At 46.4% G+C, this 12,220-nt stretch carries 18 protein-coding genes, 1 tRNA gene and 1 pseudogene; 5 read left to right on the top strand and 15 right to left on the bottom strand.

The window, feature by feature from the left end:
• Nucleotides 1–195: 195 nt before the first annotated feature.
• From JGK22_RS32185 to JGK22_RS32175, 3 genes are all read right to left on the bottom strand, one after another.
• Nucleotides 196–768 carry a DUF2996 domain-containing protein gene (locus JGK22_RS32185; protein ID WP_293187126.1) on the bottom strand — a complete coding sequence of 191 codons (573 nt, stop codon included), beginning with the start codon at nt 766–768 and terminating at the stop codon, nt 196–198.
• Nucleotides 769–941: 173 nt separating this feature from the next.
• Nucleotides 942–1,829 carry a hypothetical protein gene (locus JGK22_RS32180; protein WP_293187127.1) on the bottom strand — a complete coding sequence of 296 codons (888 nt, stop codon included), beginning with the start codon at nt 1,827–1,829 and terminating at the stop codon, nt 942–944.
• Between the two features lie 136 nt (nt 1,830–1,965).
• Nucleotides 1,966–2,520: a hypothetical protein gene (locus JGK22_RS32175; RefSeq protein ID WP_293187128.1), complete on the bottom strand. Its 555-nt coding sequence runs from the start codon at nt 2,518–2,520 to the stop codon at nt 1,966–1,968.
• A gap of 138 nt (nt 2,521–2,658) precedes the next feature.
• Here JGK22_RS32175 and JGK22_RS32170 point away from each other — a divergent pair, with 138 nt between their 5' ends.
• Nucleotides 2,659–2,940, top strand: a complete 282-nt coding sequence (locus tag JGK22_RS32170; RefSeq protein WP_293187129.1) for a hypothetical protein — start codon at nt 2,659–2,661, stop codon at nt 2,938–2,940.
• Here the strand turns inward: JGK22_RS32170 and JGK22_RS33400 are convergent.
• The 9 genes and pseudogenes from JGK22_RS33400 to nadA form a co-directional block, all read right to left on the bottom strand.
• Nucleotides 2,920–3,216, bottom strand: a complete 297-nt coding sequence (locus JGK22_RS33400; protein WP_363319284.1) for a zinc ribbon domain-containing protein — start codon at nt 3,214–3,216, stop codon at nt 2,920–2,922. The genes JGK22_RS32170 and JGK22_RS33400 overlap by 21 nt on opposite strands.
• A gap of 205 nt (nt 3,217–3,421) precedes the next feature.
• Nucleotides 3,422–3,649, bottom strand: coding sequence for a transposase (locus tag JGK22_RS33395; protein ID WP_363319285.1), 228 nt, complete (start codon nt 3,647–3,649; stop codon nt 3,422–3,424).
• 58 nt (nt 3,650–3,707) lie between these two features.
• Nucleotides 3,708–4,070 (bottom strand): annotated as a pseudogene (locus JGK22_RS32165) (helix-turn-helix domain-containing protein); the annotation flags it as partial.
• A 204-nt stretch (nt 4,071–4,274) separates the two neighbouring features.
• Nucleotides 4,275–4,391 (bottom strand): photosystem I reaction center subunit VIII, encoded by a 117-nt coding sequence (locus JGK22_RS32160; RefSeq protein ID WP_293148481.1) that lies wholly within the window; start codon nt 4,389–4,391, stop codon nt 4,275–4,277.
• Between the two features lie 57 nt (nt 4,392–4,448).
• Nucleotides 4,449–4,958, bottom strand: a complete 510-nt coding sequence (locus tag JGK22_RS32155; protein WP_293148482.1) for a photosystem I reaction center protein subunit XI — start codon at nt 4,956–4,958, stop codon at nt 4,449–4,451.
• A 114-nt stretch (nt 4,959–5,072) separates the two neighbouring features.
• Nucleotides 5,073–5,789: a TIGR04283 family arsenosugar biosynthesis glycosyltransferase gene (locus tag JGK22_RS32150; RefSeq protein WP_293187131.1), complete on the bottom strand. Its 717-nt coding sequence runs from the start codon at nt 5,787–5,789 to the stop codon at nt 5,073–5,075.
• 166 nt (nt 5,790–5,955) lie between these two features.
• Nucleotides 5,956–6,099 carry a hypothetical protein gene (locus JGK22_RS32145; protein WP_293187132.1) on the bottom strand — a complete coding sequence of 48 codons (144 nt, stop codon included), beginning with the start codon at nt 6,097–6,099 and terminating at the stop codon, nt 5,956–5,958.
• A 217-nt stretch (nt 6,100–6,316) separates the two neighbouring features.
• Nucleotides 6,317–6,934 (bottom strand): TIGR04282 family arsenosugar biosynthesis glycosyltransferase, encoded by a 618-nt coding sequence (locus JGK22_RS32140; protein ID WP_293208950.1) that lies wholly within the window; start codon nt 6,932–6,934, stop codon nt 6,317–6,319.
• Nucleotides 6,935–7,140: 206 nt separating this feature from the next.
• Entirely contained in the window at nt 7,141–8,109 is a 969-nt protein-coding gene (gene nadA, locus JGK22_RS32135) for a quinolinate synthase NadA (RefSeq protein ID WP_293208956.1), read from the bottom strand.
• A 214-nt stretch (nt 8,110–8,323) separates the two neighbouring features.
• On the opposite strand from nadA, the gene JGK22_RS32130 reads away from it, so the two are divergent.
• Together JGK22_RS32130 and JGK22_RS32125 are read left to right on the top strand one after the other, a co-directional pair.
• Complete coding sequence (locus JGK22_RS32130; RefSeq protein ID WP_293314478.1) at nt 8,324–9,241, top strand: TIGR04168 family protein; 918 nt, start codon at nt 8,324–8,326, stop codon at nt 9,239–9,241.
• Between the two features lie 34 nt (nt 9,242–9,275).
• Nucleotides 9,276–9,360 (top strand) — tRNA-Ser (locus tag JGK22_RS32125).
• A gap of 144 nt (nt 9,361–9,504) precedes the next feature.
• Here JGK22_RS32125 and JGK22_RS32120 read toward each other — a convergent pair.
• Nucleotides 9,505–9,801 carry a hypothetical protein gene (locus JGK22_RS32120; protein WP_293271361.1) on the bottom strand — a complete coding sequence of 99 codons (297 nt, stop codon included), beginning with the start codon at nt 9,799–9,801 and terminating at the stop codon, nt 9,505–9,507.
• On the opposite strand from JGK22_RS32120, the gene JGK22_RS32115 reads away from it, so the two are divergent.
• Entirely contained in the window at nt 9,790–10,308 is a 519-nt protein-coding gene (locus JGK22_RS32115) for a pentapeptide repeat-containing protein (RefSeq protein WP_293187135.1), read from the top strand. The genes JGK22_RS32120 and JGK22_RS32115 overlap by 12 nt on opposite strands.
• Before the next feature lie 413 nt (nt 10,309–10,721).
• Here JGK22_RS32115 and JGK22_RS32110 read toward each other — a convergent pair whose 3' ends face one another.
• Nucleotides 10,722–10,844, bottom strand: a complete 123-nt coding sequence (locus tag JGK22_RS32110; protein WP_096830678.1) for a hypothetical protein — start codon at nt 10,842–10,844, stop codon at nt 10,722–10,724.
• A 20-nt stretch (nt 10,845–10,864) separates the two neighbouring features.
• Here JGK22_RS32110 and JGK22_RS32105 point away from each other — a divergent pair, with 20 nt between their 5' ends.
• On the top strand, nt 10,865–11,311 hold the full coding sequence (locus JGK22_RS32105) for a DNA-3-methyladenine glycosylase (RefSeq protein ID WP_363319734.1): 447 nt from the start codon (nt 10,865–10,867) through the stop codon (nt 11,309–11,311).
• Between the two features lie 11 nt (nt 11,312–11,322).
• On the opposite strand, the gene JGK22_RS32100 is transcribed toward JGK22_RS32105, so the two are convergent.
• A partial coding sequence (locus JGK22_RS32100; protein ID WP_293271363.1) for a transposase occupies nt 11,323–12,220 on the bottom strand: 898 nt, incomplete at its 5' end.

Genomic DNA, 12,220 nt, shown 5'->3' with positions numbered 1-12,220 from the left:
CTATCTTAAGACTCGCGAGCTATCTTAAGACTCGCGAGCTATCTTAAGACTCGCGAGCTATCTTAAGACTCGCGAGCTATCTTAAGACTCGCGAGCTATATTAAGACTCGCGAGCTATATTAAGACTCGCGAGCTATCTTAAGACTCGCGAGCTATCTTAAGACTCGCGAGCGGGACGCTCGCACTGCACGATAACTAATTAAGATTCAGCCATTTTTGAGCATTAAGCCGCTGGACGACACCAAAGACCATGAGGTCTAGGGTAATCTTGCGCTCGTCTATCAAAAAAGGCTCTAAAGTGCTGGTTTTGGTGTTATTTTCAGCGCAGGAAAATGCTCTTTGACTTTGAATATCTTCTTGAGGAAAATACAAGTTAAATTGGCGCTGACCTTCTTGAAATTTACCAATTACTTGCCAGCAATCTCCGGCGGAACTCATGCCAGCAACGGGGAGTTTTTGCTTGGTCAAACTCACATCTAAATCCTTAACGCCCTGCTTGGTCAAAGCAGTTTGCAAGGCGGGCAAATAATCTTGTTGAATAAATTCCGCAAAGGGCTTGTCTTCAACAGCAGGTGCTTTTTCCTTTTTAGCTTTAGCTGGGGGCTTGTCACCGTCTGGCTTGGCGGCCGCTTTTTTAGCAGCGGGCGCAGGCTTGTCAGCGCTGGGGATGTCGCTGGTTTCCGGAGTGTCGGAACTCGGAGCGTTTTCAGCAGAAAGGGCCTCTGTTTCGGCTTCGCCTGCTGCTGGATTTTTCGGTTCTTCTGCCATTGGTGCTTCCTTTTAAAAAGTGATGAGTAGAGGAGTCAGGAGTCAGGAGTCAGTAGTTGTTTGTTGGTTGTTATTTGTTGTTAGTTTTAGTTGTTGTTTCTAATAACCAATAACTAATAACCAATAACTACTAACCGATGACTACTGACTAATGACTGAGGACTATGCTTATTCTAAATCTCAGCGACAGCTCGTTCAATCAAACGGTGGGCGAGAGTTTGAACGCCCGTGTGTTCGTAGTAGTTGGTAGTCATGTCCAGGAAAGCGCCCACGTAGTCCACCTTGTCGGCAGAAATTTCCACAAAACTCTGTAAGTGCCCCATAACGTTTTGGGGAGTCAAACCTCGATCGCTCACAAACGAGCCCATCCAGCCGGAAACCGAGTTAAAGCTTTCGCCGATAAATCCGAGTTGGCCTGCGGGATTACCACCAGGAATCATACCGCCGATCGACTTAAACGCCGGATTGTCTTGCAAATCGCTAGGGGAGAGCTTTTGAATCCAAGACTGAGTAGCCATGATAAAGTCTGGGCCCAGGGGAATCAAACCATCAAAACAAACCAAAGCAGCCATCCGCATCAGGGATTCACCGCCGTAGTCGCCCAAAGCCCCGGCAAAATCGCCGATGCTGTCGCCAGGAATGCCGTTAATTTGGCAAAAAGCGAGCAATTCAGTGACTAATTTTAGAGAAAGGTCGATCGTCTGAGCTTTTTCAGGCTTGGGGGTGAGATTTCCCAGCACGGACAAAAACGGCACATTTTGGGCGACTTTGTTAGCTAGGGCTGCTGTACCGAGGGCGCTAGAGGCACTGTCGATCGTTTGGTAAAGCCAGAGAGCGCGTTGGTAGCCTTCCGATTTATCGTTGTAGAGGGTGATGGCCCGATCGCCAATTTGCTGGATCATATCTTCGTCAGTTTCGCCTGTTACCGTACGAATGGTATTTTCAAAGCCAACTAAATTGTTCCACTCGCCTGGAACAACAAAGTCAAGCGCTCGCAGGGCTTTGACAGTCATGTTGTCTTTAGGCAGTTGATCGACTAATTCAAAGACTGTTTTGCTCACAAAAAACTCCTTGTTGAACAGAAATCAAAGGTATTACTTTTGGTAGATGGCAAGAACTTCACAGTCTGATTTTGGCAGACATAGTTTTGATAGCGCCAGAGCTAGAGTCGGGCGAGAAGTTCGATCTGAGACACTGCTATTTCACACTAGCAAGGCCGCTCAGGTTAAATTTTGACAGCCAAGCTTCGCGCTCGCTAGCGGTAAAAGAGGGATCGCGGGATTGAACTTTGACTTGATAGCGATTTGCCACTAAAACAGCAGTGATGTTAGCGCCCTGACTGACAGCGGGATAGCCGCTAATTTGCTTGGTGCTTTGCTGGAATTTGGCTCCGGCGCTGGGGTTGCCGGCGATGTCGTTAATCGAAAGCACCGCGACATTTTTACCGCCTTTGTTCAGTTTAGCTTCAGCAAAACCGGATTTTTCTTGAGCGAAAACGCGATCGAATCCGCCGCCAGCAGACGGGAAGTATTTATTTAACTTACCGCCTGCAACTGCCTTCTTGGGCAGGTTTTGATTACTAGCAGTGGATTTGTCAGCATTTGTCTGCTTGGCTTTAGTCGATTTTTGGGTGCTTTCCTGCTGGGCTTTGTCCCAGCGGGAGGGGGGCTGATTCTGACCGCAGGAAGTCACGAGCAGCAGTACCGAGATCAGAAATGGAGCTAAGATTCGGCGTGCGGGGGGAAATTGCATCGCTCTCTCCTCATTAGTAGGTTTCCATAACAATTGTGGCTCACGATTTACCAATTTGTCTTCCCCGAGCGAGTGATTTGTGTCCTTTGCGAAAAAATCCTCTGCCCGCAGGCAGAGGATTTTTTGCAATTGCGAGTTTTGAAGGAAGAAGAAAGAAAGATTGCTCCACAGATCAATTCTGGGGATGAGGTAAAAAAACTAAGTTTTTTGATGGCCAGCAATCTCAAAACAATTTTCGCTGATTTTCCCGAGATTTATCTAGAGGTTTCAGAGGAATTGTCCGTCAATCGTGTTGCTTCGGCCTTCCAACTTAGGTCTTGCTTTGTGGGTAAAGCTGCTATACAAATCCTAGACAAGTCTAGACATTTGCTTCTTACTTCATCGGGGGCATGGGAGCGGCTATCCCTCGGTAAGCTTTGACGCTCTAGCCAAGCGCGATAAATTAATCGCTGCGTTCAAATCCCTGTCCATCGAATGACCGCAACTTCCATAGTTGTAAGTCCTTTCTTTCAGCGGCATATCTTGAATATGTCCGCAGTTTGAACAAGTCTTACTCGAAGGAAACCAGCGGTCAGCAATGATTACTTCACAGCCAAACTTTTGAGATTTATACTCTAGTTGACGTTTGAATTCATAGAATCCACAATCAGCGATAACTCGAAGCTCGCTTGTGATTAGACAGTAACCCAGAAACATTCAAATTCTCTACTACTATCTTTGCGTGGTTTTTGCATAAGTAAGTAGTGATTTGATGGAGAGTATTTTTTCTGAGATTCGCTACCTTAGGAATGAAAATTGAATAATTTAAGCAACTTTGCTTCCCCATTTCTTTTCCAGTAAGGGCTAAGGGGGGGATAGTCGTCTAGGTTATTAAATTTTCATTCCTTAGCATGATGCTTCGCTAGTTTTTGTTTCGCCTTAAATCTATTTCTAGAGCCTCTTGTTTTTTTCGGGATAACTCCTTTGACAGCCTACGCAACTTACTGAGATGCGTTTTGTAATGCTTTGGGTTAGGCAAAACAACACCGGTCGAAAGGGTTGCCAACTCTTTAACTCCCAAGTCAACACCCACAACATCGTGTTGCTTTATAGTTGGCTCTTCTGTTCGTAAGCAAAAGCGATAAACCAACTGTCGGCGGTACGTGAAATAGTGATTGACACGGCACGGTGGTGTGAGGCAATCCGCCCTAGGTTTTTACCCAGCCGATAGTCGGCAACTTTATGGACGTACCACCTACCGGAATTGGTTTGCCACCTGCATCTATCGTGAAAGAATCATGATGCCCCTTCTTCTTGAATTTGGGATATCCACCTTTTTTTGAGAAAAATAAGGAGAAGGAATCCCCAAGATTGTCGAAAGCATATTGAGTTATCTTCTGGCAAATTCCCGCTTCTTTAATCCATGTAAACTCAGGCTTTACATGATTGTTAAAGAATTTCTTGAGTAGGTATTTATTAGGCTTCAATCCATCTTGATCAAGGTTGCTCCAAGTAGCCAATCCCCAGTTATAAGTAAACCTCACTATTCCAGCGTGTTTGCTCATGACTGTTGTCTGACTCTTGTGCCGGCTTTAACTTTGTTTTGATGGATAAAAGCATTGCTCGACATCCCGAAACATCCCAGCGCAAGCGAGTGTCTTTACTGACAATCCAAGGTTTTTTGGGAATCGCGCAGGGTTTGAACAAAATGGTACATCGTAGATTTGTCTACAAGTGTACCACCTTGTCTATTTAATCGCTAGCTAGGTAGTAGCTCAGGCGTCGCTTTCAATGTGAATAAACAACAAACCCATTACCACAACCGGCATCAGCCAGCAAACAACCGGAATCAAAATCCAAGGCAAGAAAGAAGCAGCGTAGGAACCTGTCATATCAAAATCTCCAAACTAAAGTTAGTGTGTGGCAACAGGGATATTTGGGAGTGGAGTCTAATTGTTGACTAAACCCCGGAAAATGGCATCGATGCCGTTAAAGTTTTCGAGTAAGAAGTAGGCAGCAAAGACGCCGCTCATTCCGCCAATGAAGAAACCAGCAGTGAGCTGGCTCCAGCCTTCGCCGGTTTTCAGGGCTTCGGGAGTCATGGGATTGGCGCTCGGGTAGCTGCTATTGTCATTTTTGAAAGAGACTAAACCGTAGGCAGACATACCTGTTGTGCCGAGCAGAACTAAGACGAGGGCTGTAATTAATCCGCCGAGATTAGCTGCTTCTGGATAATCCCGCAGTGGGCCTAAGACGATTTGGGGGCCGACAAGGAAATAACCGTGTGCCAAACCGATTTCTAAACCTCGAACTAGGGGTGAGAGTCCTTTGCGGTAGGCGGGCAAATTCCCAATGAATGCTTGTGTGAAATCAGAAGCACTGATGGGAGTTGCGAGATGACCCGTGAAGGGGTCGCCGTTAAAGGGTTTAATAAGCTCTGCATCTCTGGGATCGGCCATATTCTCTTTTTCCTCGCTGTGCGTAAAAATTGAGGCGTTCAAGTCATATTTTACGCAGGGACGTGTTTCCTATTTGCATAATTGGCAGCTAGCTTTAGAAAAGTTCACTATTCTTTAGTTTTGGGAAGAATTTTTCTTTTGTCTCCTATACCAGAAAGCGAGTCGATCGGGCGACACTCCGAAAAAATAAGCAATAATTACTATTTGATTGATGGCGGTGGTTTTGAGTACCCCAAGCTGCTGCCAGCGGCGGGCGGATGTCAACACGGGCTCGGGTACGATTTGGATGCGGCCTTGTTTTTTCAGCCGGCGTACAAATTCAAAGTCTTCCATGAGGGGCAAGTCAGGAAAACCGCCGATTTGGTCAAAGATAGCTGAATAAAGAAAAATGGCTTGATCGCCGTAGGGCATTTGCAGAAAGTGCGATCGGCAGTTTACTCCTATTTCTACGAGCAGCAGACAGAGCGTGCGGGCATCAATCTTGAGTTCAAAGGCCCCGGCGACTGTTTGGGGTTTGGCTAGTGCAAGGCGTGCGCCAGAGTCGTAGCCGGGAGGCAAAAGAGTGTCTGCGTGGAGAAACAGCAGAATATCTCCAGTAGCCAAGGCCGCACCTGCATTCATTTGAGTGGCGCGGCCTTGGCTACTGGAGACAACTCGGACGCCCAAAGATGTTGCTATTTCTGCGGTACCGTCGTTGCTGCCGCCATCGGCGACGATAATCTCAACATTTTTGGCATTTTGGGCGGTGGAAATGACTGAGGCAATTGTAGCTGCTTCGTTTAAGACGGGAATGATAATGGAAATTTTGAGATTGAGATTTTCGGGCGGCATAGAGAATCGATCACCGCTGGAGAGAGAGAGGGCGGGTTTTGTACAAAGCTTATCTGTTATTTCAACAGGTAGCGACAGTTTGATGGCTGACACATGGGGCGGATAGAAACCGGGTTTCTACGAATTTTACTCTCTGGTCACGATAAATATACGAAGAAACCGGGTTTCACTCTTGTCGCAAAGTGCGATCGCGAACTTGCCTTTTGAGTTCCTCGTCTGAAACCCTTGATTTCCCGCAGGTAATTCCTGTGTCTGGCAAGCGTTGCCCTCGTTCTCGATCGCCCTGAAACCCTGATTCTAAGATTGACAATCAAAAACTGTCCCTAGTTTGATTATTTACTAATTTATTTGCTAATTTTTGGCTTTTTCTCGCGCTTGCGACTATTGTCGCAAGCGCTGTCTAACCGCTGCATTTGGTTAGACAAATACATTTACTATAGTATGACGTTGTGGTTTCACAATCAAGTATTTTTTATGATTTATAGATGACAATTTTTAATGAATCAGAGAAGTTAAATATAGTTTATTTATTTCAAAATACTAATATCTAAACGCAGCAAATCCTCCGGCAAATCTATGTCTGCAAGAGTGGGAAGATAAGCAATATTGAGGTCAAGATTTTGGGCGATCGCCTGCGTAGAAGAAAATACCTCACTGGTTCCCCACTTAATTCCGCTGAACAATTCCGGTATCGATCGGCGCAGCCCGATTAGATAATAACCGCCGTCTGTTGCCGGGCCCAAAACTAAATCGTGCTGGCTCAGTTTGTCAAAAGCTTGTGCCATGATTTCTGCTTTCAGATCGGGACAATCAGTTCCTATAATTGCAGCTTTGTCAACCCCTGAATTAAAAGATTTTTGAAACGCTGCTGTCATTTTTGCCCCCAAATCGCCGTCTATTTGATTTTGATAAATAATATCTGTTCCCAACCAGTCTTGCATCTGTTGTTGGCTACCGCTTGTGTGGTGAATTTCCACTGATAATCGGCGGGAGTTTTGAAGAGAGAGGGCGCGGGCGATCGCCTTTTGGGCCATCAATCGGTGCAGGTTGGCAGCACCTGTTTTTCCCAGCACAGGAATTAGTCGAGTTTTGGCTTTGCCCGCTTCGGGATAGCGGGTGAAAACAATCAGTTTTTCGGAAATCATAGATTATTCATAATTTTTAAAGAAATGACCTAATGCAGTCCCGGACGCAGGGGGGGCTAAAAACCCGGTTTCTGCGCCGCCTGCGTCCACAATAATTTTTCGGAGAAACCGATTTTTTCGCGTCCGCGATTACTAATTTAATCCCTGGATTCAACCCATCCTAAAACACTGTCAACTGTCAACTGTCAACTGTCAACTGTCAACCGTTAGCTCATTTCTAGCATTCGCTGGATAGGTTGCAAGGCTGCTCGTTGCAGTTCTTGAGACATAGTAATTTCTGGGGTTTGATTTTTCATAGCTAGATACAATTTTTCCAAAGTATTTAATCTCATGTGCGGGCATTCGTTGCAAGCACAGGTATTATTGTTCGGAGGAGCGGGGATGAAGTGTTTGTGCGGTGTTTGCTTTTGCATTTGGTGAATGATTCCCGGTTCAGTTGCGACAATAAAAGCTTGGCTGGCACTGGATTGAGAATATTTGAGCAAAGCGGTGGTTGAACCGATATAATTGGCGTGGCGAAGTACCGGAGGTTCGCATTCTGGATGGGCGATGATTTCGGCTTCGGGATTTTCGATTTTGAGTTGAACTATCTTTTTTTCTGAGAAGTTTTCGTGGACGATGCAGGCTCCTTGCCAGAGTTCCATGTGTCTGCCGCTTTGTTCGATGACGTAACGGCCGAGATTGCGATCGGGCCCAAAAATTATCGGCTGATTTTCGGGAATTTGGTTGACAATTTTGACGGCGTTGGAGCTGGTGCAAATTATGTCGCTCATTGCCTTGATTTGGGCGGTACAGTTAATGTAGGAAATAACTAAATGGTCTGGGCGATCGGCTTTGAAAGCTGCAAAGGCTTCGGGCGGGCAACTGTCGGCGAGGGAACACCCAGCATTTAAGTCTGGTAGCAATACTAATTTGTGGGGATTGAGGATTTTTGCGGTTTCTGCCATGAAATGAACTCCGGCAAAAACTATGACCGAAGCGTTGGTGTTGGCGGCTTTGCGGGCAAGTTCGAGGGAGTCGCCAATGAAGTCTGCGATGTCTTGAATGTCGGAGTCTTGGTAGTAGTGGGCGAGAATGACGGCGTTCAACTCTTGTTTGAGGGCGTTAATTGCTGCAAACAAGTCGTCGGGCAGTCTGGTTTGGGTCAAGTTTTGAGCAGGTGCGGTGGTAAACACAGTTAAAATATTCCGGGGAAGGTGGCGGCTGGACTTAATATTTTGAATTATAGTTGAATTCACCAAAAACGGTGGTAAGCGGGTGGTTGGGTTGAAATAATCTAAAATCTAAAATCTAAAATCTAAAATTGGCTGGGGGAGAGTGCAAAAATTGGTCGCTGTTTCTTATGCTGAAGAAGAAGGGGCTAGGGATCGATCGCGCATGACAAATCAAATGAATCAGACTAAATCTATCAAAATTGCGGTGGTGGGGGACGTTCACGATCGCTGGGAAGCGGAAGACGGCGAGGCCCTGAAGCATCTTGGCGTTGATTTGGCGCTGTTTGTGGGGGATTTTGGGAACGAGTCGGTGGAGGTGGTGCGGGCGATCGCATCTTTGGACATTCCGAAAGCAGTAGTATTTGGGAACCACGACGCTTGGTATACGGCGACGGAGTGGGGCCGCAGTAAGTGTCCCTACGATCGCGCCGTTGAGAATCGGGTAAAACAGCAGTTAGATTTAATGGGAGAAGCCCACGTCGGTTACGGGAAACGGGATTTTCCCGAATTGGACATAACGGTGGTGGGAAGCCGCCCGTTTACTTGGGGAGGTTCGGAGTGGAAGTACAACGATTTTTATTCGGAGTGGTTTGGCGTAGAAAGTTTTGAGGAGTCGGCGAGGCTAATTGCAGGGGCGGCAGCAGATGCGGACTGCGAAAATGTGATTTTTCTTGGTCACACGGGCCCGACGGGGCTGGGAGAGGCTGCTGAAGACCCCTGCGGGCGTGATTGGAAACCCCTGGGAGGGGATTGGGGCGACCCGGATTTTGCTGAGGCGATCGATCGAACTCGCAGCGCCGGAAAGCACGTACCGCTGGTAACTTTTGGTCATATGCACCATCAACTGCGACATACTAAGCACGAGTTGCGGAAGTCAGTGGTGAGTGCGAAGGGTACGGTGTATTTGAATGCGGCCTGCGTACCGCGAATTATTGTGGAGAGAGAGTGCTCGAAATTGCGGAATTTCTCGATCGTCCTGCTGGAAAAAGGAACAGTGTCGGAAATGTCTTTAGTCTGGGTAGGGGAAGATTTCGCGGTGCAAAGAGAACAAATTCTTTACCGGCAGACTGAATCTGCTACTGCTTGTAGTTAGCGGCAATTGCTGGTATGATAAAATCTATGCGCCTGGAGAGGTGGCAGAGTGGTCGAATGCGCCTGACTTGAAATCAGGTGAACTGAAAGGTTCCGTGGGTTCAAATCCCACCCTCTCCGTTTTTGACAACTACGAAAAGAACTGGCAAAAAATCACCCCTGCGGGGGTGATTTTGCTTACCATGTAATTTTTCTAGCCAACTTACTCGATTTAAGCGGTTTCCTCATCCGCCGGATCGCCGTAGGGATCTTCGCTGGCGGGGGTCAGATTGCCGAACATTCCAGCATCCGCGTAGGAGTCGGCAAAATTTGTTTGTTGGTGGGCTGCCCAAAGCGAAGTGAAGCAGCCGGACGGGGCGAGTCCGAAACCCAAAGCAGCACTGGTGAGGGAGATAAGGCGGGATTTATCAGTCCGGCGGGATTTAACTGCGCCTCCGTGCTTGTCTGAAATGGTGGCAATTTTTTTGTGGAAATTCTGGAGATGTCGATCGCACTGCTGTATGAATAATTAACCGAGATAGAAAGCCACAGTGGCTTTTCAGAATTTTTATGAAAATCCAAAATATAATTACTGCTGGATTGTCGATCGCCCTTTTATTAGCTGCAACCAAATACATACCTGATTTTAACCAGCAAAACCAAGTCAAGCAATTGCTGGAGACCAAACAGTGTCCAGAATGCAATCTCAGCAATGTCAACTTGAAGGGAATGGACTTACAAGGATTTAACTTGCAGGGAGCAAACCTAGAAGGTGCTAACTTATCAGGAGCAAAACTGGCGAATGCCAACCTAAAAAATGCCAACTTGAATAAAGCCAACCTGACAGGTTCTGATTTGGGATGTAGTGGCATAAGTTTCAATCTTGATACTAATGGTCAAGCAGCAAATATGGATTTTAAAGTCAGTGCTGTACCCGAAAAGAATAACCCAGAAAATGCAGTAGTTGGTTTTAATATGAAATCAACAGACCGAGGAACCACAATGCGTTTCAATCTTCCGGGATGCGCGGATTTCGAGAATGCTACAATGCAGGAAACTAAAATGCCCGATGGCAACATTCATCCTTAATTATCTCCAGTTATCTCCTTGAACCCTCGGCGATTGAAATCGCTTCTACACATACGAAGTCCGCCTGCGCGGACTAAGAAATAATATCAATTCCGGTTGCACCGGAATGACAAGCGAGGAGACTCAAGATGCCGTTTCCCTACCCCAGATNNNCCTGCGCGGACTAAGAAATAATATCAATTCCGGTTGCACCGGAATGACAAGCGAGGAGACTCAAGATGCCGTTTCCCTACCCCAGATTCATTGTAGGGAAACGGCATCTTGAGTCTCCTTATTTCGGTAATATTAATAATTCCGATGCTACCGGATTTGATATAAGGGGGATTTAAGCAGGATTTGATATTAGATCGAAAAAAAACCGCCGCCTGTGATTCAGGCAACGGTTTTTTTAAGCAACTAATTACCAGCTAAAATTAGTGAGCAGAACCGTTACCGTGATACTTGTCACTATCGTAGAAGCCGTTTTTTGTGCCGAAGAACAAACAGCACACGGTGAAAACTGCTGTCAAGACTGCTAAAACTAACTTAACGTCCATAATTTACTGTCTCCTGTTGAATGAGTGCAAATACTCAGATTGTAGAATCTTTTTGGCTGGCGCGGCCATCTACCAGCGTAGCGCCTGATTTGCTGGGCTGTACTCTGGTGCGCCAGTTTCCTGACGGGGAGACGATTCGGGGAATGATTGTGGAAACAGAAGCTTACGCCCCGGGAGATCCCGCTTGTCACGCTTACCGACAGCAGACTCCTCGCAATCAGGCGATGTTCGGGCGTGCGGGTATCGGCTACGTTTACTTTATCTACGGGATGTATCACTGTTTTAACGTGGTGACGGATGCGGAGGGGGTTGGTAGCGCTGTGCTGATTCGAGCTTTGCAGCTAGATGCGCCTCCTGTCAAGTTTGCTGCTGCAATTCCCGAAAAAAAGCTGTTGCGCCTCGCCGCCGGGCCTGGGAAGCTGTTTGACACTCCCCTGCCTAAAGGCGAGGGGATTCTTTGTTCATAGACTCAACTTGCTCAGACAGGATTTCTGAGCGTCAAAGTAGAGGTCAAATCTCCCAAAGCGTTCGGGCTTAAAACCCAAGTTCCGGTATGCCCTACCGTACTCAAGGCTAATTTCAGAATATTAATCGCTGCGTTCCAATCCCTATCCATAACAAATCCACATTCACAAACGTGGGTTCTTACGGATAGGGATTTTTTTACGATTGCACCGCAATTTGAACATTTTTGTGAAGTATAAGCAGGATTAACGGCAACCGTTACCCGACCAAATTTCACACCAAAATACTCCAACCACTTTCTGAATTGATACCAACCTGCGTCATTAATCGATTTAGCGAGACAGTGATTCTTTACTAGATTCTTTATTCTCAAATCTTCGTAAGCGACCAAATCGTTAGATTGGATTACGCAACGCGCCAGTTTCTTAGCGTGTTCTTCACGTTGCCGACTTATTTTGAGGTGTACTCGTCCTAATCGATTAATTGCTTTCTTGCGGTTGGCAGAGCCTTTCTTTTTGCGAGAAACACGGCGTTGCCGAAACTTCAGCCGTTTCTCGCTTGTTCGATAAAACTTGGGATTCGGTTCAACATGACCATCGGAGTCTGTATAAAACTCTTTCAGTCCCACGTCTAGTCCAACTGTTTTACCTACTGGTGCTGCATCTACTTTGTTGTCGGCGCTGATTGCAAATTGAACGTAGTAACCATCAGCGCGATGTATCAAACGAACTCGTTTAATCTGATCGATTTGGTAGAAATTGAGATCCCACGTTCCTTTTAGTTTGAGCTTGCCAATTCCCTTTTTATCAGTGAATGTGATTTGCTTCCGAGTTTCTGAGAGTTTCCAGCCGCTGACTTTATACTCAACTGAGCGACTGTTTTTCTTGAAAGTCGGATAACCTTTCTTTCCG

This window comes from Microcoleus sp. PH2017_08_TRC_O_A (assembly GCF_020738665.1).
In the GTDB taxonomy this organism is placed as follows: domain Bacteria; phylum Cyanobacteriota; class Cyanobacteriia; order Cyanobacteriales; family Microcoleaceae; genus Microcoleus.
Note: the sequence above shows the minus strand (reverse complement) of the source record. Positions and strands in the feature narration are given on the sequence as shown.

Coding starts and splice junctions, on each gene's coding strand:
- JGK22_RS32185 (WP_293187126.1), bottom strand. CDS start 768: ATGGCAGAAGAACCGAAAAATCCAGCAGCAGGCGAAGCCGAAACAGAG.
- JGK22_RS32175 (WP_293187128.1), bottom strand. CDS start 2,520: ATGCAATTTCCCCCCGCACGCCGAATCTTAGCTCCATTTCTGATCTCG.
- JGK22_RS33400 (WP_363319284.1), bottom strand. CDS start 3,216: ATGTTTCTGGGTTACTGTCTAATCACAAGCGAGCTTCGAGTTATCGCT.
- JGK22_RS32160 (WP_293148481.1), bottom strand. CDS start 4,391: ATGACAGGTTCCTACGCTGCTTCTTTCTTGCCTTGGATTTTGATTCCG.
- JGK22_RS32155 (WP_293148482.1), bottom strand. CDS start 4,958: ATGGCCGATCCCAGAGATGCAGAGCTTATTAAACCCTTTAACGGCGAC.
- JGK22_RS32150 (WP_293187131.1), bottom strand. CDS start 5,789: ATGCCGCCCGAAAATCTCAATCTCAAAATTTCCATTATCATTCCCGTC.
- JGK22_RS32140 (WP_293208950.1), bottom strand. CDS start 6,934: ATGATTTCCGAAAAACTGATTGTTTTCACCCGCTATCCCGAAGCGGGC.
- JGK22_RS32130 (WP_293314478.1), top strand. CDS start 8,324: ATGAATCAGACTAAATCTATCAAAATTGCGGTGGTGGGGGACGTTCAC.
- JGK22_RS32115 (WP_293187135.1), top strand. CDS start 9,790: ATGAAAATCCAAAATATAATTACTGCTGGATTGTCGATCGCCCTTTTA.
- JGK22_RS32110 (WP_096830678.1), bottom strand. CDS start 10,844: ATGGACGTTAAGTTAGTTTTAGCAGTCTTGACAGCAGTTTTCACCGTG.
- JGK22_RS32105 (WP_363319734.1), top strand. CDS start 10,865: ATGAGTGCAAATACTCAGATTGTAGAATCTTTTTGGCTGGCGCGGCCA.